The 20444-nt window shown below is 63.3% G+C and carries 21 protein-coding genes; 11 read left to right on the plus strand and 10 right to left on the minus strand.

Annotated elements, in window-relative coordinates; translation table 11 throughout:
- Positions 1-68: 68 nt before the first annotated feature.
- From GU3_RS14245 to GU3_RS14265, 5 genes are all read left to right on the plus strand, one after another.
- Positions 69-1124 carry a BMP family protein gene (locus GU3_RS14245; protein WP_014293229.1) on the plus strand — a complete coding sequence of 352 codons (1056 nt, stop codon included), beginning with the start codon at positions 69-71 and terminating at the stop codon, positions 1122-1124.
- A 357-nt stretch (positions 1125-1481) separates the two neighbouring features.
- Positions 1482-3149, plus strand: a complete 1668-nt coding sequence (gene ettA, locus GU3_RS14250; protein WP_014293230.1) for an energy-dependent translational throttle protein EttA — start codon at positions 1482-1484, stop codon at positions 3147-3149.
- A 91-nt stretch (positions 3150-3240) separates the two neighbouring features.
- The gene (locus tag GU3_RS17245) at positions 3241-3588 is read left to right on the plus strand and encodes a lysozyme inhibitor LprI family protein (protein ID WP_014293231.1); all 348 of its coding nucleotides are present in this window, start codon (positions 3241-3243) and stop codon (positions 3586-3588) included.
- A 91-nt stretch (positions 3589-3679) separates the two neighbouring features.
- Positions 3680-4387 carry an AzlC family ABC transporter permease gene (locus GU3_RS14260; protein WP_014293232.1) on the plus strand — a complete coding sequence of 236 codons (708 nt, stop codon included), beginning with the start codon at positions 3680-3682 and terminating at the stop codon, positions 4385-4387.
- Complete coding sequence (locus tag GU3_RS14265) at positions 4384-4695, plus strand: AzlD family protein (RefSeq protein WP_014293233.1); 312 nt, start codon at positions 4384-4386, stop codon at positions 4693-4695. The genes GU3_RS14260 and GU3_RS14265 overlap by 4 nt, the downstream gene beginning before the upstream one ends.
- Positions 4696-4873: 178 nt before the next feature.
- Here the strand turns inward: GU3_RS14265 and GU3_RS14270 are convergent, their stop codons facing one another.
- Positions 4874-5689: a phytanoyl-CoA dioxygenase family protein gene (locus GU3_RS14270; protein WP_014293234.1), complete on the minus strand. Its 816-nt coding sequence runs from the start codon at positions 5687-5689 to the stop codon at positions 4874-4876.
- Between the two features lie 95 nt (positions 5690-5784).
- Here GU3_RS14270 and GU3_RS14275 point away from each other — a divergent pair, with 95 nt between their 5' ends.
- The 3 genes from GU3_RS14275 to GU3_RS14285 all read left to right on the plus strand — a co-directional run bounded on the left by GU3_RS14275 (position 5785) and on the right by GU3_RS14285 (position 8606).
- Positions 5785-6690, plus strand: a complete 906-nt coding sequence (locus GU3_RS14275; RefSeq protein WP_014293235.1) for a LysR substrate-binding domain-containing protein — start codon at positions 5785-5787, stop codon at positions 6688-6690.
- 81 nt (positions 6691-6771) lie between these two features.
- Positions 6772-7836, plus strand: coding sequence for a M14 family zinc carboxypeptidase (locus GU3_RS14280; RefSeq protein WP_014293236.1), 1065 nt, complete (start codon positions 6772-6774; stop codon positions 7834-7836).
- Positions 7833-8606 carry an alpha/beta fold hydrolase gene (locus GU3_RS14285; RefSeq protein WP_014293237.1) on the plus strand — a complete coding sequence of 258 codons (774 nt, stop codon included), beginning with the start codon at positions 7833-7835 and terminating at the stop codon, positions 8604-8606. Before GU3_RS14280 ends, GU3_RS14285 begins: the two co-directional genes overlap by 4 nt.
- A 65-nt stretch (positions 8607-8671) precedes the next feature.
- Here the strand turns inward: GU3_RS14285 and GU3_RS14290 are convergent, their stop codons facing one another.
- Together GU3_RS14290 and GU3_RS14295 are read right to left on the minus strand one after the other, a co-directional pair.
- Positions 8672-10027 (minus strand): Na+/H+ antiporter family protein, encoded by a 1356-nt coding sequence (locus tag GU3_RS14290; protein WP_014293238.1) that lies wholly within the window; start codon positions 10025-10027, stop codon positions 8672-8674.
- A gap of 133 nt (positions 10028-10160) precedes the next feature.
- Complete coding sequence (locus GU3_RS14295; RefSeq protein WP_014293239.1) at positions 10161-10751, minus strand: DUF4202 domain-containing protein; 591 nt, start codon at positions 10749-10751, stop codon at positions 10161-10163.
- A 172-nt stretch (positions 10752-10923) separates the two neighbouring features.
- Between GU3_RS14295 and hmpA the strand changes: the two genes are divergently transcribed.
- Together hmpA and GU3_RS14305 are read left to right on the plus strand one after the other, a co-directional pair.
- Positions 10924-12120, plus strand: a complete 1197-nt coding sequence (gene hmpA / locus GU3_RS14300) for an NO-inducible flavohemoprotein (protein ID WP_014293240.1) — start codon at positions 10924-10926, stop codon at positions 12118-12120.
- A gap of 242 nt (positions 12121-12362) precedes the next feature.
- Positions 12363-13199, plus strand: a complete 837-nt coding sequence (locus GU3_RS14305; RefSeq protein WP_014293241.1) for a CoA ester lyase — start codon at positions 12363-12365, stop codon at positions 13197-13199.
- Between the two features lie 54 nt (positions 13200-13253).
- Here the strand turns inward: GU3_RS14305 and GU3_RS14310 are convergent, their stop codons facing one another.
- The 3 genes from GU3_RS14310 to GU3_RS14320 form a co-directional block, all read right to left on the minus strand.
- A complete protein-coding gene (locus tag GU3_RS14310; RefSeq protein ID WP_041543268.1) occupies positions 13254-13400 on the minus strand; it encodes an entericidin A/B family lipoprotein in 147 nt (48 codons plus the stop codon).
- Between the two features lie 60 nt (positions 13401-13460).
- Complete coding sequence (locus GU3_RS14315) at positions 13461-16025, minus strand: bifunctional diguanylate cyclase/phosphodiesterase (RefSeq protein WP_014293243.1); 2565 nt, start codon at positions 16023-16025, stop codon at positions 13461-13463.
- Between the two features lie 95 nt (positions 16026-16120).
- A complete protein-coding gene (locus tag GU3_RS14320; protein WP_014293244.1) occupies positions 16121-16414 on the minus strand; it encodes a hypothetical protein in 294 nt (97 codons plus the stop codon).
- Positions 16415-16503: 89 nt separating this feature from the next.
- On the opposite strand from GU3_RS14320, the gene GU3_RS14325 reads away from it, so the two are divergent.
- Entirely contained in the window at positions 16504-17415 is a 912-nt protein-coding gene (locus tag GU3_RS14325) for a lytic transglycosylase domain-containing protein (protein ID WP_041543270.1), read from the plus strand.
- On the opposite strand, the gene GU3_RS14330 is transcribed toward GU3_RS14325, so the two are convergent.
- Genes GU3_RS14330 through fliL form a run of 4 tightly spaced genes read right to left on the minus strand, consistent with a single transcriptional unit; the run spans position 17409 to position 20427 of the window.
- Positions 17409-18347, minus strand: a complete 939-nt coding sequence (locus GU3_RS14330; protein WP_014293246.1) for an OmpA family protein — start codon at positions 18345-18347, stop codon at positions 17409-17411. The genes GU3_RS14325 and GU3_RS14330 overlap by 7 nt on opposite strands.
- Positions 18347-19213, minus strand: coding sequence for a flagellar motor stator protein MotA (gene motA, locus GU3_RS14335; RefSeq protein WP_014293247.1), 867 nt, complete (start codon positions 19211-19213; stop codon positions 18347-18349). The genes GU3_RS14330 and motA overlap by 1 nt, the downstream gene beginning before the upstream one ends.
- Positions 19213-19932, minus strand: coding sequence for a FliA/WhiG family RNA polymerase sigma factor (locus tag GU3_RS14340; protein ID WP_014293248.1), 720 nt, complete (start codon positions 19930-19932; stop codon positions 19213-19215). The genes motA and GU3_RS14340 overlap by 1 nt, the downstream gene beginning before the upstream one ends.
- Before the next feature lie 9 nt (positions 19933-19941).
- Positions 19942-20427 carry a flagellar basal body-associated protein FliL gene (fliL, locus tag GU3_RS14345; protein ID WP_148265919.1) on the minus strand — a complete coding sequence of 162 codons (486 nt, stop codon included), beginning with the start codon at positions 20425-20427 and terminating at the stop codon, positions 19942-19944.
- Positions 20428-20444 lie beyond the last annotated feature (17 nt).

The raw sequence follows: 20444 nt of genomic DNA on the forward strand, positions 1-20444 counted from the left end.
GTATAGGGTTTTCTGACCATAAAGGTTTACAACCCACAATAAACGCAGAAACAATCAAGGACGAAACCATGAACAACATTACCCGCAACCTGCTTCTTGCCGCCGGCCTGGCCCTCTCTCCCCTCGCCCAGGCCATGGCCGCCGACAAGGCCGATATCGCCGTGCTGATCCCCGGCAAACACGACGACGGCGGCTTTATGCAGGCGGCCCACCGGGGTTACGAGAAAATCCGGGATCAGCTGGATGTGAACGCCAGTTTTGTATCCAATATTTCCGCCACGTCCGATCCGGTGCTGCTCACCGAGGCCATGCGTGAGCTGGCTCAACAAGGGCCCGACATGATCATTGCCCACGGCGGCCAATGCAACGGCCCGGCCCAGACCGTGAGCCAGGAATTCCCCGACATCAAGTTCGTGGTGATTCAGGGCCATGTGCAGGGACCCAACCTGTCCAGCTATGTGGTGCGCCAAGAAGACTCCGCCTGGCTGGCCGGCGCCCTGGCGGGCTTGACCACTCAATCCGACGTGGTCGGCCACATCTCCGGTGCCTGGCCCACCCCCGGCCTGATCGGCCGCGCCGCCTTTTATGACGGCCTGATGCACGTCAACCCGAACGCCAAATACCTGACCTGGTTCACCGGCGATTTGGACAACACCGGCATCAACGCCGAGGCCGCCGCCGCCGAAATCGCTCAGGGCGCCGATGTGATCTACACCATGCTCAACGCCGGCCGCCAGGGCGTGATTGACGAAATCAAACAGCACAACGGCGAGGTGCGCCACATCGGCAACGTGTCGGACTGGACCCAGGTGGACAACACCTTTGTGGGCTCGGCGGTGGCCGATGCCAGCGTGGCCATTCTCAATGCCGCCGAGGACTTCACCACTGGCCAGTGGCAGCCCAACCGCATCACCGAAATCGGCCTGGGTCAGGGCGAAGTGGTCAAACTGACCCTGGCGGACGACGTTTCTCCCGAGGTGCGGGCCAGACTGGATGAACTGGCCCAGCAGCTCATCAGCGGCGAGATCACCATGAAAACCACCTACGAAGGCCAGGAGTTCCACCCCGCCACCGGCGAATTTGTGGATCAGTCCTTCAAGGAAACCCTGAAGACCCAGTCCTGATCCTGCCGCCGAGTCTGACTAAATACAGGCTGCGCTATCGCCGAAAGGAGGGCAAAGGGAACTGCTTCACGACCGATCAAATGCCATGGATGGCATTTGCCGAGCGACCCAAGGAAGGGCTCGAAGCGTGTCGTGAAGCAGTCCCTTTGTCCGACTTCCTCCGCACTCACAGCTCCTCTTTACCCGCAAACACTCCCCTTAGCCGGCATTAAAGCTTCGCTTTTCACTCCACTCGCCTCTGGCATTCCCCGCCCAGCCAAGTACCATATAGCGCCATGGCCCTGCGTTGGCCGCGGGCTGTGGCTCAGCCTGCCAGGACGGCCTGTCAACTCACTGATTTATCAGGACAATATAGAAATGGCTCAATTTGTTTACACCATGCACCGCGTGGGCAAGGTGGTTCCGCCCAAGCGTCATATTCTGAAAAATATCTCCCTGTCGTTCTTCCCCGGCGCCAAAATCGGCGTACTGGGTCTGAACGGCGCCGGTAAATCCACCCTGCTGCGCATCATGGCCGGCATCGACACCGAGATTGAAGGTGAAGCCCGCGCCCAGCCCGGCATCAAGATTGGCTACCTGCCCCAGGAGCCCCAGCTCAACCCCGAGCACACGGTGCGCGAGGAAGTGGAAGAAGGCGTGGCCGAAGTGGCCGGCGCCCTCAAGGAGCTGGACGCGGTGTACGCCGCCTATGCCGATCCGGACGCCGACTTCGACAAGCTGGCCAAGCGCCAGGGCGAGCTGGAAGCCATCATTCAGGCCCACGACGGCCACAACCTGGACAACCAGCTGGAGCGCGCCGCCGACGCCCTGCGCCTGCCGCCCTGGGATGCGGTGATCGGCAAGCTGTCCGGGGGTGAGCGTCGCCGCGTGGCCATGTGCAAGCTGCTGCTGGAAAAACCGGACATGCTGCTGCTCGACGAACCCACCAACCACCTGGACGCCGAGTCCGTGGCCTGGCTGGAGCGCTTCCTGCACGACTACGAAGGCACCGTGGTGGCCATCACCCACGACCGTTACTTCCTCGACAACGTGGCCGGCTGGATCCTGGAGCTGGACCGGGGCGAAGGCATTCCCTGGGAAGGCAACTACTCCTCCTGGCTGGAGCAGAAGGATCAGCGCCTGTCGCAGGAAGCCTCTTCCGAAGCCGCCCGCCAGAAGTCCATTCAGAAAGAACTGGAGTGGGTGCGTCAGAACCCGAAAGGTCGTCAGGCCAAGTCCAAGGCCCGTATGGCCCGCTTTGAAGAGCTGCAGAACCAGGACTTCCAGAAGCGCAACGAGACCAACGAGCTGTTTATTCCGCCCGGTCCGCGCCTGGGTGACAAGGTCATCGAGGTGGAGCACCTGACCAAGTCCTACGGCGACCGCGTGCTGATCGACGATCTGTCGTTCAGCATTCCCAAGGGCGCCATCGTCGGCATCATCGGCCCCAACGGCGCCGGTAAGTCCACCCTGTTCCGCATGCTCACCAACGCCGAGCAGCCGGATGCCGGCAGCATCACCCTGGGTGATACCGTGCAGCTGGCCTCGGTGGAGCAGTTCCGCGACGCCATGGACAACAGCAAGAGCGTGTGGGAAGAAGTGTCCGGCGGGCTGGACATGATGCGCATCGGCAACCTGGAAATCCCCAGCCGGGCTTACCTCGGCCGGTTCAACTTCAAGGGCACCGACCAGCAGAAGCGGGTCGGCGAGCTGTCCGGTGGTGAGCGTGGCCGCCTGCACATGGCCAAGCTGCTGCAGACCGGCGGCAACGTGCTGCTGCTCGACGAACCGACCAACGACCTGGACGTGGAAACCCTGCGCGCCCTGGAAAACGCCCTGCTGGAATTCCCCGGCTGCGCCATGGTGATCTCCCACGACCGCTGGTTCCTCGACCGTATCGCCACCCACATTCTCGACTACAAGGATGAGGGCAAGGTGGAATTCTTCGAAGGCAACTTCACCGAATACGAAGAGTGGAAGAAGAAGACCTACGGCGCCGAGTCCATTCAGCCCAAGCGTATCAAGTACAAGCGCATCGCCAAGTAAGGCTTACCGCTGTGCTGCTCAAAGGCCCGCTTCAAGCGGGCCTTTTTATTGGCGGCTAGACTCAGGGCAAGCCACTCACCGGAGCCTCCATATGACACTGCGTACCTTGATGATGATCCTCTGGCTGCTGCCCGCCCTGGCGGTGGCCGCCCCTCAGGTGGCGCTGAACGAGCAATCCCACCAGGACTACCTGACTGCCGATAAGGCCCTGAACGAAGCCTATGGCCGGCTGATGGACAAGCTCAGCCCCGAGCGCCGGCAAAAACTCAAAACCGCCCAGCGAGCCTGGCTGCGCTTTCGCGATGCTCAGGCCGAGCTGGTGTCCTCGGCCTGGCAAGGCGGCTCCCTGCAGCCCCTGGCTCACAGCGAAGAGCTCAAACGCCTGACCGAACACCGCACGCAAGAGCTGGAGCAGCAGTGGCGGGCGGAAAACCGCTGAGCCCATACCGAACTGTGATCCTGCCGCCTCGCCCTGGCGCCCCCCTGTGGTATGCTGTCGGTTTTGGCCCACTCACCCCCACGGGATTCCTATGGACACCTATGCCGCGCAGGCACAACTGGATCGGCAGGACACCTGGCAGGGCTTCAAGCAACTGCTGCCCCTTTCCTTTTTTGTGGCCGCCTTTGGCCTGGCCTTTGGCCTGGCGGCACACCAGACCGGCCTTAGCGACGGCAATATCGTGCTGATGAGCGCCGCCGTGTTCGCCGGCACCTCCCAGTTTGCCGCCCTCGACATCTGGGGGCTGCAGGTGCCCCTGGTACCGCTGGCGATCACCACCTTTGCCATTAATGCCCGCCACCTGCTGATGGGCGCGACCCTCTACCCCTGGCTGCGCCACCTGCCCCCGGCGAAGCGCTACGGCATTATGCTGTTTGCTTCAGACGCCAACTGGGCCCTGGCGATGCAGCATTTTCACAAGGGCGAGCGGGCGCTGGGCATTCTGTTTGGCGGCGGCATGGCGATCTGGAGCTTCTGGATGGCGGGCACCTGGCTCGGCATCCGTTTTGGCAGCGCCATTGAGGATCCGGTGAGCATCGGCCTCGACATGGTGCTGGGCTGCTTTCTGCTGGCCATGGCCCTGGGCGCCCGCAAGGATCTGCGCACCCTGGCCATCTGGGTGGTGGCCGGCATCAGCGCCATGGCGGCCTACTGGTGGCTGCCGGAAAACAGCCATGTGGTAGTGGGGGCGCTCGCCGGCGGCGTGCTGGGTGCCATCTGGATGGAGAAAGGCGCATGATGCTCGACACCGCCGGCAACGGCACCCTGCTTATCATCGCCATCATGGCAGTAGTGACCCTGTTCACCCGCCTGGGCGGCGTGCTGGTGATGTCGTTTATTCCCATCAACCGTCGAGTGCAGAACTTTATCAGCGCCATGTCGGGCTCGGTGCTGATTGCCATTCTCACCCCCCAGGCGGTCAACGGTGACGGCGGCGCCCGGGCCGCCCTGCTGGCCACCGGCCTGGTGATGTTAATCCTGAAAAAGCCCCTGCCCGCCATCGCCGCCGGCGTGCTGACCGCCGCGCTGTGGCGGCAAATGCTCTAAAACCAGCTGGAAGTCGGAAACGATAAGTAGCTGCCGCTTTAGCCGGCAGGGCCTGTGCAACAGGCCTTTAATACACGTTACTCTGAAAGTTCGCGCTAGCCGAAGCGGTGCCTTCAGCTGAATGCAAAAGGCCCGCTGCTCAGCGGGCCTTTTATCACTCACGGTTCAAACAACAACATTAACGGCGCCACACCACCGGGAACCAGTCTTCGCGCATTATGTCACCGGTTTGCAGGTTGATGCCGTCAAAAGGCGGCGAGGTGGGGCCGCCCCGATCAACAAAGCGCACGTCGTCGCCCATAAAGCGGGTGGAAAAGGCCCGGCGGCGGTGTGGGGTCTGGTTGCCCGGCGCCCCGTGCACGGTTTTGAAGTTAAACAGCAGGGCGTCCCCCAGCTCCAGCTCCGGGCTCAAAATCTCAAAGTCGCCGCCGTCGATGTCCGGCATCTCCATATAGGGGCTGTCGTCGGCATACCAGGAGGCATTGGTGGACCACTTGCTCGGGCGGACCGGCTTGGGCCAGCGGTGGGAGCCCAGCACCACCTGCAGGGCGTTTTCCGGGGTAATGGGATCCAGTGGTATCCAGTAGCTGCCGGTCTGCTCGCCGTCCACGCAGTAATAAGGCATGTCCTGGTGCCAGGGGGTGGCCTTGGAGGTGCCCGGCTCCTTCACCAGTATGTGCTCGTGAAACACCTGAACGGCGTTTGAGCCGGTGGCCTCGCCCACAATGGCGGCGCCGGGCGACTGCTCAATCCACCGGCGAAATTCGGGAATACGCTGCCAGTTGCAGTAATCCTCAAAGAAACGGCCGGTTTCGGTGCCGGTCACGTTCTCCCGGCCATGTTCGCTGGGCTGCTGCAACACCCGGTCAAAGCCGGTGCGCAGGGGTTCAATCCAGTCCTTGAAAGCACCCTTGATCACAATGGCGCCGTCGCGCTGGTAAGCGGCAACTTGCTCGTCGGTCAGCCAGGTTTTGCTGGTGGTGGCGGTGGTCATTTTGCTCTCCTTCCCCAATAGGCAGTCACCGCTCGACTTTAACAGCCTTTCTACATAGCATAAAAATACAGTTTAAATATGAAGCTCATAGCATAATGACTATACCTTTCACCTTTCGTCAGCTCGGCTACTTTGTGGCCGTGGCCCAGCACGGCAGCATCAGCAAGGCGGCCGGTGCCCTGCACGTGTCCCAGCCCTCGGTCTCCATCGCCATTGCCCAGCTGGAAGGACTGCTGGGCCAGCCCTTGTTCCAGCGCCACCGGGGCCAGGGGGTGAGCCTGAGCCCCAGGGGCGAGGCGCTGTTCCGGCAGGCCCGGCATATTCTCGCCCTGTCCCAACACCTGCTCGACAGCCAGCACCAGCACGGCACCGAGGTGGAAGGCCAGCTGGTGCTCGGCTGCTTTCGCGACATCGCCCCCTACTATCTGCCCCGGCTGGTAAGCGAGTTTGAACGGCGCTACCCGCGTATTGGCGTAACCATGCAGGAGCAGGATCTGGCGGGCGTGCGCGAGGGGCTGGAGCAGGGCAAAACCGAGCTGGTAGTAAGCTATGGCCTGGGGCTGCCGCCGGAGTACCGCCTGCATGTGCTGGATGAACTGAGGCCCTATGCCCTGCTGCCGGTACACCATGCCCTGGCCAACCAAACACAACTGAGCCTGGCGGAGCTGGCGGAAGAAACCCTGATCCTGCAGGACCTGCCGCTGACCCGGGAATATTTTCTGTCGCTGTTCTGGCACCGGGATCTGCAGCCGGCGCGCATTCACCACACTCTGTCCTTTGAAATGCAGCGCGGCCTGGTGGCCCACGGCCACGGCGTGGCGCTGTCCTGCACCCGGCCCGCCGGGGATCAGAGCTACGACGGCGCGCCCATCGCCTGCCTGCCCCTGAGTGACGAGGTTCCGCCCCAACGGGTGATGCTGGCCCGCTCACCGGCCTTTCCGCTGTCGCTGCCGGCCCGGCTGTTTGTGGAGCAGGTCACCGGCCAGCCTGCCTTGCCCTGATCTTTCCGGGCCCCACACCCACGAAGCGCCGCCGGAGCGCTACACTGCGGTGTGGCTTCCTCACTCAGGCGTTCGCTGCTTATGACCACCGGCTCGTCCTCATCCGATCATCCTCCGCTGTCCCGACACGACCGCCCGTCGCGGCTGCCGGAGCTTTGCCTGCTGGAGCGTCTGATCCGCCGGGGAGCCCCCGCCCTACGCAGCCGGGTACTGGCCAGGGTGGAAGACAAGGAAGGCTGGCTGCCCGTCTATGGCCTGGAGCTGGGCAGCCTCAATCCCACGGCCCCGGTGCTGCTGCTGTGCGGCGGCGTGCACGGCATTGAGCGTATCGGCACCCAGCTGCTGCTGGCTCAGCTCGACACCCTGCTCCAGCGCCTGCGCTGGGATCTCAGCCTGCAGCAACTGCTGCAACAGGTGCGTATCGTGCTCTGCCCGCTTCTCAACCCGGTGGGCATGGTGCGCGGCTGGCGCTGCAACGGCAACGGGGTTGATCTGATGCGCAATGCCCCGGTCACTGCCGAGCAGCCCGGCCCCTGGCCGGTTTCCGGTCACCGCCTGGGGCGCTGGCTGCCCTGGTATCGGGGCGAGCCTGGCCAGCCCATGGAAACGGAGGCTCAAGCGCTCTGTACCCTGGTCGAAGAGCAGCTCGCCACGGCCCCTTTTACCCTGGCGCTGGACTGCCACTCGGGCTTTGGCCTGCGCGACCGTGTCTGGTTTCCCTATTCCGGACGCCGCCAGTTGCTGGAGCACGCCGCCGAGCTGCACGCCCTGTGCCGGTTGTTTGAACGCAGCCATCCGCACCATCCTTACTTGTTCGAGCCGCAGCACCATCATTACCGCACTCATGGCGATCTCTGGGATCACCTCTACCAGCGGCATCGGCAGCATCAGGACTCCGTCTTTCTGCCCCTGACGCTGGAAATGGGCTCCTGGCTCTGGGTAAAAAAGAACCTGCGGCAAGTCACCAGCTACACCGGACTGTTCAACCCCCTGGTGCCCCATCGTCATCAGCGCACCCTGCGCCGTCATCAGCTGCTGCTGGACTTTCTGCTGCGGGCGGTCAACGCCTGGCAGCACTGGCTGCCCACCGAGGCGCACCGGCGCCACCATCAACGCCGTGCCGAGCGCCGCTGGGGAACGCCATGAGCGCCGCCGGGCCTCAGCCGCCCCAAGGGGCAAGCAGGGAGCACCGTGGCTGGTTTTTACTGCGCGGCCTGGTGCGGGAATGCCGCCACTGGGGAGATTTTCCCGAGCGGCTGGCCGCCCGGGTGGGAGAGCCGGTGCGTTGCCTGGAGCTGCCCGGCAACGGCGTTCACCACCGGCAACAAAGCCCGGTCTCGATTGCCGCCATGCTGGAGCAGTTGAGAAGCGAGGCCGGGCCGGGCGCGCCGGTTCACCTGCTGGGGTTGTCGATGGGCGGCATGATCGCCGCGGAGTGGGCCGCCCGCTACCCTCGGGAAGTGGCCGGTCTGGTGCTGGTGAACTCGAGCAGCGGGCTCAGTCCGTTCTGGCAGCGCCTGCGTCCTGCCGCCCTCCCCCCTTTGTTGCTGGCCTTGTTGTTGCCCAGGGCTCAGCGGGAGGCCCTGGTGTACCGACTGACCTGCGCCCGCCGGCAGGATCGCCACGCCACCCTGCAACGCTGGCGTCACTACGCCAACCAATACCCGGTCGCCCACGGCAATTTTGTGCGCCAGCTGCGGGCCGCCGCCCGCTACCGGGTGCCCCCCAGGCCAGCCGGCATCCGCCCTCTGATCCTGTGCAGCCGGGGCGATCGCCTGGTGGACGCCCGTTGCAGCCATGCCCTGGCTCGCTACTGGCACACCGATCTTCACGAGCACCCCTGGGCCGGCCACGATCTGCCCCATGATGACCCGGACTGGCTGCTGAACGAGCTGGCCCGTTACCGGCGCCGGTAAACCCGCGTGCCGGGCAGAGCCCGGCACGCTGAGTGGTGGCCGGCATCATGTCGCCGGGCCCTGCGTTACAGCACATGGGCCGCTATCCAGCCAAAGATCACCAGGGGGATGTTGTAGTGAATAAAGGTGGGAATGACCGAATCACGAATATGATCGTGCTGGCCGTCGGCATTCAGGCCGGCGGTGGGCCCCAGGGTGGAGTCGGAGGCGGGAGAGCCCGCATCGCCCAGGGCGCCGGCGGTGCCCACCAGGGCCAGGGTGGCCAGGGGCGAGAAACCAAAGCTGATGGCCAGGGGCACGTAAATGGCGGCAATGATCGGTATGGTGGAAAACGACGAGCCGATGCCCATGGTAATAAACAGCCCCACCAGCAGCATCACCAGCGCCGCCAGTCCCGGGTTGTCGCCAATCAGCGCGCCGGAGCCCGCCACCAGCTCGGGAATGGCGCCGGAGGCCTTCATCACCCCGGCAAAGCCGGAGGCGGCGATCATGATAAAGCCAATCAGCGCCATCAGCCGCATGCCCTGAGTGAACACATCGTCCTGATCCTTCCACTTGAACAGGCCGTTCATCGACAGCAAAGCAAAGCCCAGCAGGCCACCCAGCACCATGGAGCCGGTGCTCAGCTGCACCACCAGGGCACCGACAATGGCCACGCCAATCATGACCAGCTGCTTGCGGCTGAGCGCGGGCCGGCTTGCCTTTTCCCCCTTCACCTCGTTCAGCGGCGAGACATAGCCCCGGGGCCGGCGGTAGCTGAACAGCACCGCCACCAGCAGCCCCAGCACCATGCCCGCCGCCGGCAGCAGCATGGCCTTGGGCGCCATGGCGGTGGTCACCTGCATGCCCAGCTCCTCGCCGGCCTGGTTCACGCTGCTGGTGAGAATGTCGTTGAGGAAAATGGTGCCAAAGCCCACCGGCGTGGTCATGTACATGATGGTAATGCTGAAGGTGATCACGCAGGCCACGGCGCGCCGGTCCAGCTGCAACAGGTTCATCAGCCCCAGCAGCGGCGGCACCAGAATGGGAATAAAGGCAATGTGCACCGGCACCACGGTGCCGGAAGCCGCCCCCACCAGGATCAGCGCCACAAACAGCAGCCACTTCACTCCGCCGGCCTGGCCGGCACCGCCCTGAGACGCATCCCGCCGGGCTCCCACCCAGGCCAGCGCCTTGTCGGACACCATGGTGGTAATGCCGGTGCGCGACAAGGCCACCGCAAAGGCCCCCAGGGTGGCATAGGCCAAGGCCACGGTGGCGCCGCCCCCCAGCCCGTCGTTGAAGGCCGAAATCACCTGCTCCACCGACATGCCGGCCCACAGCCCGCCCACCAGGGCAGCCACCACCAGTGAAAACACCACCGACACCCGGGCCAGACACAGGCCCACCATCACCACAATCGCCAGTACAATGGCATTCATCGGATCCTCTCCCCTTCTCGCTCACATCCTGTCAAGGGTGCACCGGCCCCGATGCACAACAAAAAATTAACACCGTTAACAAATTTAAAATAAATACAGTTTGCGTATGCCGCATATAGCACTAAGGCTATGTTCAGCCGGCCAGCGCCCTGCCCACCAGGGCCTGCACGGCCGCAGGCAACGTCAGTGCCAATGCGGCCTGATGGCCTTTTTCCGACATTTTGCGCCAGGTTTTGCCGATGATGTCCACCACCTTGTCCTCGTCGTGCCGGGCGGCAAAGTCTTGCAGGTAATAGCGCAGAAATACCAGGCAAATCACGTCTTCCAGCAGCTGCACCTCGGTGTCCTGCTTGAGCCGCTTTTTCAGCAACAGCCCGCTCACCCGCTGCTGCGCCTGCTCACCGTAACCCGCCTCTGCCATCAGCTGCGTGGTCAGTTCGGCATGATATTGCGCCAGCTCGCTGCGCCAGCGCTGGTAGCCGCTTCGATCCATGGGGTAATCGCTGCGGGGAATGGCCCAGCGGCGAACATGCTGGGCCCGGGCGGCAATGTGCAGCAACTCGCCGGCATCAGGGGCAAAGTCATGGAGTTGCTGCGTCATCCGCTCGCTGTAGAGCAGCTCTTTGGGCCAGTCTTTTCCCTCATGGACCTGCCGGTTGGGATCCTGGCGGTTGATTTGATCGATGGCGGAAATGACTTGCTTGAAAACCGGTGATGAGGACATTTGGCAGACTCCTTGCGCGCAATGGCCGCAATCATACCGGCAGCGGCCCGCCAGCTCGAGTCTGGTGCACAAAAAATGCAAAAATTCATTGATGCATTTCAAATGTGACTATATTATTTCGCCCCAATAAGTAACATTATGAATACAACTTAACCCAACCAACGAGGTTCTCATGCTGGATGCTCGCACCATTGAAATCGTGAAAAGCACTGTTCCCCTGCTGGAGTCGGCCAACACCGCCCTTACCGAACATTTTTACCAGCGAATGTTTCGCGATAATCCCGAGCTGAAGGATGTGTTCAACCTCAGTCACCAGAAAACCGGCCGCCAGCCCGCCGCCCTGTTTGCCGCCGTGCTGGCCTACGCCAAAAACATCGACAATCCCGCCGTGCTGAGTGCCGCCGTGGAGCGCATTGCCCACAAGCACACCGGCTTTGCCATTCAGCCCGCGCAATACGCCATCGTCGGTCATCATTTGCTGGAAACCATCAAGGAGCTGGCCCCTGACGCCGCCACGCCCGAGGTGATCGATGCCTGGGCTAAGGCCTACGGTGCCCTGGCCGAGATCTTTATTGGCCGGGAAGAGCAGATCTATCAAGACAACGAAACTCAGACCGGCGGCTGGCGCGGCACCCGGGCCTTTGTGGTGAAGGAAAAACGCCAGGAAAGCGAGCACATCACCAGCTTTCTGCTGGCCCCCGCCGACGGCGGCGCCGTGGTCGACTTCAAGCCCGGCCAGTACCTCAACCTGCACCTGGACTCAGACCGGCTTGAGCACAAGGAATACCGCCAGTATTCCCTGTGCCAGGCTCCCAATGGCGAACACTACCGCATTGCGGTCAAGCGCGAGCCGGGCGGCGTGGCTTCCAACTTTCTGCATGACCATGTGAACGAGGGCGATACCCTGCAGGTGCTGCCGCCTTCCGGCGACTTCTTTATGGAGGTGACCCCCGCCACGCCGGTGGTGCTGATCTCCGGCGGCGTGGGCCTGACCCCGATGCGGGCCATGCTCGACCAGTTGCTGAACCAGGCGCACGCCGCCCCCATTCACTGGCTGCACGCCTGTGAAAACGGCGCCCAGCACGCCTTTAAGGAAGACATTCAGGCCCGCCGCCAGGCCCATGCCAACCTGGAAACCCACACCTGGTACCGGGCTCCGCTGGCACATGATCGCCCCGCGGAAGACTTTGACGCCACCGGCCTGATGGATCTTGGCAAGCTGCGCGAGGCCATCAGCCAGCCCGGTGCCCACTACTACTTCTGCGGCCCGGTGCCCTTTATGGCCATGGTGAAAGAGACCCTGTCCGGCTGGGGCATCGCCGACGCGCAACTGCACTACGAAGTGTTCGGTCCGCACCAGAGTCTGTGATACTCAAATTTACGGCTGTAGGCGCCGCTTTAGCTGGCGCAAACCTGAAGACCACTGTGTCTTAAAGGCCTGTTGCACAGGCCCTGTCGGCTAAAGCGACAGCTACAGCAATGCCGAACCAGAGCGTTTGCATGATGTTATGAATACAAGGCCCGCGCTGCTTGCAGCCGGGCCTTGTTTGTTCTAAACAGAAGGCTCCTTCACATCGCTTCGCTCTGGCGACGGGTTAAATGGAGTTTTCTATGAACATCAATGCGCTGCAGACCCTGCTGTTCGTTCCGGCCAACCGCCCGGAACGGTTTGCCAAGGCCCTGAGCAGTGGCGCCGACGCCGTTATCATCGATCTGGAAGATGCCGTGCCGCCGGCGGAAAAGGACGCCGCCCGAGCCACACTGGCCGGCTGGTTAACGGAACAGCCACCGGCCTCGGTGCTGGTGCGCATCAACGGCACCGGCAGCCCCTGGTTCAATCAGGACATGGCGCTGTGCCGCGCCGACGCCGTGGCCGCGGTGGTGGTGCCCAAGGCGGAAGATCCCGCTGCCCTGGCCGAGCTGGCCAACGTCACCGACAAACCGCTGCTGCCCTTTATCGAGTCGGCCCGGGCCCTGGCCCGGCTCGACGACATTGCCAGCACCCATGGCGTGGCCCGGCTGCTGTTCGGCCAGCTCGACATGGCGCTGGATCTGGCCATGGACTACCCGCCGCCGGCGGGCGAACCGCAGGATCAGACGCCCTTTCTGCCCATTCGCAGCCAGCTGGTGGTGGTGTCTCGGGTTCACGATCTGGCCGCGCCGCTGGACGCCGTCTATACCGCCTTTAACGACGATGCCGGCCTGCAGGCCTATGTGCACGAGGGCATGAAGCTGGGCTTTGGCGGCGTGCTGCTGGTGCACCCGCGCCAGGTGACGCCCGCCATCCAGGCCCTGGCGCCCACGGCGGCCCAGCGGCTCTGGGCCGAGCGAGTGCTGGCCGCCGAGCGAAAAAGCAGCGGGGCTGTGGTGGCAGTGCAGGAACACATGGTGGACAGCCCGGTGATGGCCCGGGCCCGCCGTATAGAGGAACAGGGTAAAAACGACTAAATAACATGCCGGGGCCCAGGCCCCGGCATGTTCCGGTGATGAAGAGCGGGGCGGTTACAGTTTTTCCTGCACGTCCCGCGCCGCTTCCTGCACCGCTTCACCGCCCCGCTCAATGTCCTTGCCGGCACCGGCAAAGGTATTGCAACCTGCCAGGGTGAACAGCGCCACCATCCATAACACCCACTGTCGTCGTATCGTCATCATTTGCATCCTTAACCGTGAACACCACGCCAACAGTATAGCCGCCGCCGGCGACCAGGTTCATTCCATCCAGGTGCTGAGCTGCGGATGCGGCCGCCCCATGTGGAATCCTTGCGCATGATCGATGCCGGTGGCCCTGACCATGTCCAGCACCGCCTCGTTTTCCACGTATTCGGCCACGGTTTTCACCCCCAGTTGTCTGGCCAGCTGGGTAATGCTGCTGACAAAGGCCAGATCCCGGCTGTCGTGGGCCATGTTGGCGATAAACTCCCCCTCGATTTTCACAAAATCGATGGGCAGGTGCTTGAGATAATGAAAGGACGAGAACCCCGAGCCAAAGTCGTCGATCGCCAGTAAAAAGCCGGAATCCTTCAGGGCCCGGACAAACTGCTCCAGCAGCACCATGCTCTTGATGGTATCCCGCTCGGTGATTTCAAACACCACCCGCTCCGGGCAAATACCGTAGCCGGCCACCAGGGCCCGCACCCGGGTGAGGAAGTCCCCCACCAGCACCGCCCGGGGCGACAGATTGATAAACACCAGGCCGTTAAAACCGGTGTCCCGCACCTGGGCAAAGGCCTTTTCCATCACGATGTAGTCGAGCAGGTGCACCTTGCCCATGGCCTCGGCAATCTCGATAAACTCGCCGGCGTTCATCAGGGTGTCGTCGGCCAGGCGAATACGGCTCAGCACCTCCACCGCCATGGGAGCGCCCTCCGCCAGGGGAAGAATGGGCTGAAACACCGGCAGCAGGGTGCGCTGCTCTATGGCCTGCACCACCAGCTGGGTTTTTTCGCTCATGTCCCGAAAAATGTCGGCCACATCCTGCTCACCGGGCAGGCAGACCCGGTTCTTGCCCTGGCTCTTGGCCCGGTACATAAGGTTGTCGACAAACATAAACAGTTCCTTGGCGTTGTCCGCATGGTCGGGGTAAATACCCACGCCCACCGAGCAGGTTACTCGGATCTGGCCGCCATCGTGCTCCATGCCAAAGCCGTCCACCGCCGCCAGAATGCGCTCGCTGACGTCCCGGGCCCGCTCCATGCCAGCCTCGGTGAGCACAATCACGAACTCGTCGCCGCCGTAACGGGCCAGCACGTCACCATTGCCCAGCTGGCTCTTCAACAGTATCGACAGCTCGGTCAGCAGACGATCGCCGCAGGCATGGCCGTAGCCGTCGTTGACCGACTTGAAGTTGTCGAGATCAAGCAGCAGCATGGCCACCGAATAGTCGTGCCGGCGGCTGCGGTCCAGCTCATAGTCGAGCAGTTCCCACAGCATGCGCTGGTTATAGAGGTTGGTGAGGGGATCCCGGGTGGCGTAGTACTCCAGATCCCGAGTGTACTTGTAGATGGCCTTGACCGAGCCCACCACATTCAGCAGGGTGGACAGAATGCTCTCCAGCACCAGCACCTTGGTCTTGTCCTTGACGATGTCGGCCTGCACCCCGATGCCGACAATGCCGCCGATCTTGGGCGCCTCCACCAGCAACGACTTGGTCTGCAGTTCGATGTCCTGTTCGGCCAGCTCCACCCTGTGGGCCTCATCCTTGTTGACCACGTTGTGATTGAGGGTGAACTCGCCGTGACTGAAGGGGGTATCGCCACTGCGCAGCCGGGCCAGCACCGCCTGCTCCATCATGACCCGGGTGGCGGTGGTGGGGGTATAGAGCCAGAAAATTTCCAGATCAAACAGCTCGTCGTCCACCTTGAAAATGGAAAACATGGTGTAGATGTCGAGCACCTGGTTGATGTCGAGCATCAGCACATTGACGTATTCCCGCCAGTCGCGCACCACTTCCGAGGTGATCACGAATTTTTCCAGCAGCCGGATCTCGAATTCCAGCAGATCCTTGTCCACGGCAATATTGCGCAGCTTGTCGGCCAGCTGCTCCACTTGGCCAAAGATAGAGTTCATCTCACTGAAGCGGAACTGCCGCCGCTCACTGCCCACCCGCGACAAATCCGACAGGCTTTCCACCTGGGCGATGCTGCGGGACAGGTGCTGCACCGAGTCATTGATGTGCAGGCTGACCCGGCGCACCGCCCAGAAGGCAAACAGCAGGGGCAGCGGCGACAGCAGCAGCAGGTAGTAAAGCAGGTTGCGGTTGGCCATGCGCAGCTGGGCCGACAAGTCCTGCTCCACGGAGATCACCCCCAGGGTGTCTCCCGGGCTGGCATTGGCATGGCAGGCCAGGCACTCCTGGCGCGCCTTGAGCGGGTAGAGGTAGCGCAGGTGTTCACCCCTGTCCAGGGCGGCAATGTCACCACTGGCAACGGCCTGCAGCAGGGCCTCGTCCGGCGGCTGCTGGGTAATGGCACCAAAGCGCTCGCTCACCAGCTCGCCCCGGTAGAGGCCGATATGAAAGCCGTCGCCGCGATTGCCGTTTTCCAGTTGCAGCAAAAAGGTTTCCAGCTGGGCGCGGCTCCAGCCCTGGCTCATGATGGCGTACATGGAGTTGAAGGTGGTCTGGGCCACCGAATCCGCCACCTGACGGGCACTTTCCCGCACGCTGCTCTGGTAGGCCTGATTGGCGACCAGCAGCAGCAACAGAAAGCCGATAACGGAAAACTGCAGGGTACGGTTAAGCAGGTACCGCCGAATGGTGGTCGGATTGTCGACCATAATATGGAACTCTCCCTGTTTCCAAAGCGGCGATTATATGTGAGGGGGGCATGGGGCGCATTGCCAACCCTTGGATTGTTTGACTCAAATCAACATCAGCCGGAAAATGCCGCCGGCATCAGCAACACTGCCAGCAGCAAGGCCGCGCCCACCACTGGATAGATCAGGTAGCCGTCGTTGCTGCGCCGGGCCTGCAAAAACAGCAGCCGGCCCATCACCCACTGATAACCCAGCAGCAGCAGGCTGACCAGGGCAAACTCCCCCAGTCCCAGCCAGGAGGCGCGCAGGGCGTAGCCGGCCAGCAGCAGCGGCTGCAGCACGATAAGGTAGAGGGTCAGTTTGTGCAGCTGGCGCCCGAGGCGCGAGCAACGCCCTTGAGGGTGGCGCATAAGGCCTCCTTTGCTCCGTCTTCCGCCCTATAAAACGGCCGCCAGGCGAACAAAGTAAAACCGGGTACGCTATTTGCTACGCCTGTGCCATGAGAACCCTATTTTTCCTGTTGGCGCTGGGGCTATGGGCGCCGCCCGCCTTGGCCTTTTCCTTTGACGAGGGGCTGTACGCCCGCCCCGAGGTCAAGCGTGAGCTCGACTACCTGCGCCGCCATCCGGCCTACCTGGAGCGCAGCCGCGCCCGGGCGGAACCCTGGCTTCCGCACCTGCTGCCGCTGCTGCGCGCCCGGGGCCTGCCTGCCCGCCTGCTCTGGCTGCCGGTGGTGGAAAGCGCCTGGCTGCCCGGGGCCCTGTCGCCCGCCGGCGCCGCCGGGCTGTGGCAGCTGATGCCAGCCACCGCCGCACGCTTTGGCATTCTGGTCGCTGACAATTACGACGGCCGGCTGGCCCCGCTCAGCGCCAGCCGGGCGGCGCTCACCTACCTGGCCTGGCTGCATGACTATTTCGACGGCGACTGGCTGCTGGCCCTGGCCGCCTACAACGCCGGGGAAGGTCGGGTGCGCCGGGCCATGCAACGCAGCGGCAGCCGGGATTTCTGGCAGTTGCCGCTGCCCAAGGAAACCCGCCGCTACGTGCCCCGCTTTCTGGCGGTGCAGAAGCTGCTGGGGCAACCGGCCGCCGGTCGCGCAGTACTGACCGAGCACAGGGTGAAAGGGCCCCTGTCACTGTCCGCCCTGGCCAGCCGGCTGGGCGTCACGGTCACGGAGCTGAAGGCCCAGAACCTGGCCCTGAAGGGAAACTGGCTGCCGGCGGAGCACGAGGTGTCAGTCCTGCTCCCCGCGACCGGTCATCGCCGGGCACAGCGGCTGGTGACCATCAGCGCCCAGCCGCTGTTTACGGAACAGGCCGCCGGGCTGGACTTGTCCGGCGCCGGCGGCCTGTTTGGGGAAGTGGGCGCCGTCTTCAGACGGGAAGCGCCACCGGGCTGGCGCCCTTACTGAATGATCGCCACCGGTGGCGCGTCGGCGGCCAGGCGGGCACTTTGCTGCTGCTTGTTGAAAATACCCTCGGGCAGCCCCGCCTCAAACAACGCCTGCAGCAACTGCTCCGCCTGCCGGCTCAGCAGCAGCAGCTCCACCCGGCGGTTGTTGCCCGAGGTGGGATTGTCCCGGTCAAAGGGCGCCTGATCGGCCATGGCCACCACCTGCAGCACCCGCTCCCGGGGCACCCCGGCCAGCTCCAGCAACTGACGCACGTTCTGGGCCCGGGCGCCGGACAGGTCCCAGTTGGAATAATGCTGGCTGGCATAACGCACCGCATCGGTATGGCCGGAGATCACCAGGCGGTTTTCCACCTTCTCGAACACCGGCGCCAGGGTGTGCAGCAGCCGCTCGAACTCTTTTTCCATGCGGGCACTGCCCCGGGTGAACATGGGCCTGTCGCCCTGATCGTGAATGCGAATGCGCAGGCCCTCGGGCACCACATCCAGCTCCAGGTTGTTTTCCATGCCCTGGCGCTCGGCCAGCTCGCCAATCAGCACCGCCAGCCGGCGCTTGTCCTGTTCGCTCTCCACCCGGCCCGGGCGCAGCTCGGCGGGGCTTTGCAGCGGCTCGGTGGCCAGGGAAATATCCTGCAAGGCGGTGGCCTGGCCCGGGATCTGCGCCAGCGGCTGGCCCTGCATGTCCACCGGAAAGGGCGTGCCCCCCAGCAGGTAGGGGCTGGTGCTGCCGTCAAACACCGAGTAGTCGCGCAGCTGGCTGGACACGGTTTCCCGCTCCTGCTCGCTCGACACCGCCAGTATCCACAGCACCATGAACAGCGCCATCATGGCCAGGGCAAAATCCGCAAAGGCCACCTTCCAGGCACCGCCATGACTGCCCTCGCCCTTGTGGCGCGACTTGCGTTTAACGATGATGGTTCCGTGATCACGCATCAGGGGCTTTCCGCTTCGGTTTCACTCACCCAGGACTCCATGTCGATAAAGCCGGGCTTGATGTCCTGCTCGATCAGCTTGCGCCCGGCATCCACCGCCAGCAGCGGCGACTTACCGCCCACATGGGAAACCAGCACCGCCTTGACGCACTCCAGCGCGGTAATGCGCCGGCTGACCCACTGCTCCATGGCGTTGCTGGCCGGGCTCAGCAGGCAGTAACAGGCGAAAATACCGAGAAAGGTGCCCACCAGGGCCGCGGCCACGTGCACCCCTATGTAGGTGAGCGGGCCGTCCAGGTGCTGCATGGTGATGATGATGCCCATCACCGCCGCCAGTATGCCGAAACCGGGCATGGCGTCGGCGGTTTTGGCCAGCGCCTGGGACGGCTTGAGCATGCTTTCTTCCAGGGCGTCGATCTCCTGCTCCAGCAGGGCTTCCAGCTCATGGGCGCTGAGCTTGCCCATGCCCAGCATACGCAGGTTGTCGATAATAAACCCCAGCAGCTCCGGATGGCCGGCCACCAATGGATAGCGGCCGAACAAGGGGCTTGAACCGGGTGACTCCACATGACCGTCCAGCGCCTTCAGGCCCTTCAGCCGGGTTTCCTGCAGCAACTGGTGCAGCAGTGGCAGCAACTGGCGATAGAGCTCGCCATCGTTTTTCTGGCCGCCGCCAATGGCCTTGAGCTGCTGCCAGATGCCCTTGAGCACGGCGGTGGAGTTGCCCAGGATCAGCGCCCCCAGGCCGGCGCCGAGAATGATCACGATTTCCGCCGGCTGCCACAGCGCCGCCAGCTTGCCGTTGGCCATGATAAAACCACCGAACACACACACCAGAATGACGGCGATACCTACCAGCTTCTGCATTATTTTTCTCCACCCTGGGCAAATTCCCGGTTCAACAACGCCAGGCACTGCTTGTGCAGCTGACACACCCTGGATTCGGTCAAATCCAGTACCAGGGCGATTTCCTTCATGTTCAGATCATGCTGGTAATACAGCGACATCAGCCGCTGCTCCCGGGCCGGCAGCCGGGTAAGCAGGGCCTGGATCTGGCGCTGCTGCTCCAGCCGGTCCAGAGCCTCGTCCTGAGCCGGCTCGTGACCGTGCTCCAGCAATACCTGCAGGCTTTCCATCTCCGCCATCTGCCCGGCGTAAACGATGTTGCGCAGCTCGTCCATGGTCACGCCCATGGTTTGTGCCAGCTCGGTTTCGGTGGGCCGCCGGCCCAGCCGGCGCATCAGCTCCCGTTCCGCCTGGGCGCACTGGTGGCTTTGCTGGCGCAGCTGACGGGGCCGCCAGTCGTGGCGACGCAGCTCATCGAGAATGGCGCCGCGCACCCGCTTGAAGGCAAAGCCGGCAAACCCCTCGTCGGGCGGGCCGCCGTAACGGCGAATGGCTTCCAGCAACCCCATGATGCCAATCTGGGCCAGATCGTCCGCGTCCATCACCGTATTGACCTGATTCCTGAGCTGCCCCAGCACCCGCTTGACCAGCGGCAGGTACTGATTGAGCCAGTGCCTTTCCTGCTCCGCGCTCACCGCGGGCGCGGCGGCATCCCGACTCCAGTCCGGTTCCACTAACATGGCCGCCTCCTATTGGATCACCAGCTTGGTGATCAGCACCGCTTCCACCGAAGGGGCATAGCCATAGCCCTCCAGCCGCTGGTTCAGGGCCAGCTGCAGCTCACTTTCGAACTTGCTCATGTCCTGCAACTGCGCCTGTACCTGATCGTGGTCAAAACCGCTGAAATAACTCAGGGTGGTGTTGCGCAGGGCCGGCAACACGCCTTCCCACAGCGCCAGCTGCTGCGGGCGCCGGCTCATCAGCGCCAGCTCCAGCACCATGTAGTGATTGCGCTCGGCACCAGGCAGGCCGATCACAAACTGCTCCAATGGCTGAAATTGCGGCTCGGTGACCGGCTCGGGCTCGGGAGCCGATTCAAACAGCGCCAGCCAGCCTTTCGCTTGCAGTGTTTGACGGTAATCGGCCAGCACAAAGGTACCGGCGCCTATGCCGGTCAGCAGCACCGCCAGCAACAGCAGTGCCATCTTCAGGGAAGAACGGGATGTTTTAGCCACTTGATTGGTTTCCTCTG

The sequence above is a fragment of the Oceanimonas sp. GK1 genome, from assembly GCF_000243075.1.
In the GTDB taxonomy this organism is placed as follows: Bacteria; Pseudomonadota; Gammaproteobacteria; order Enterobacterales; family Aeromonadaceae; genus Oceanimonas.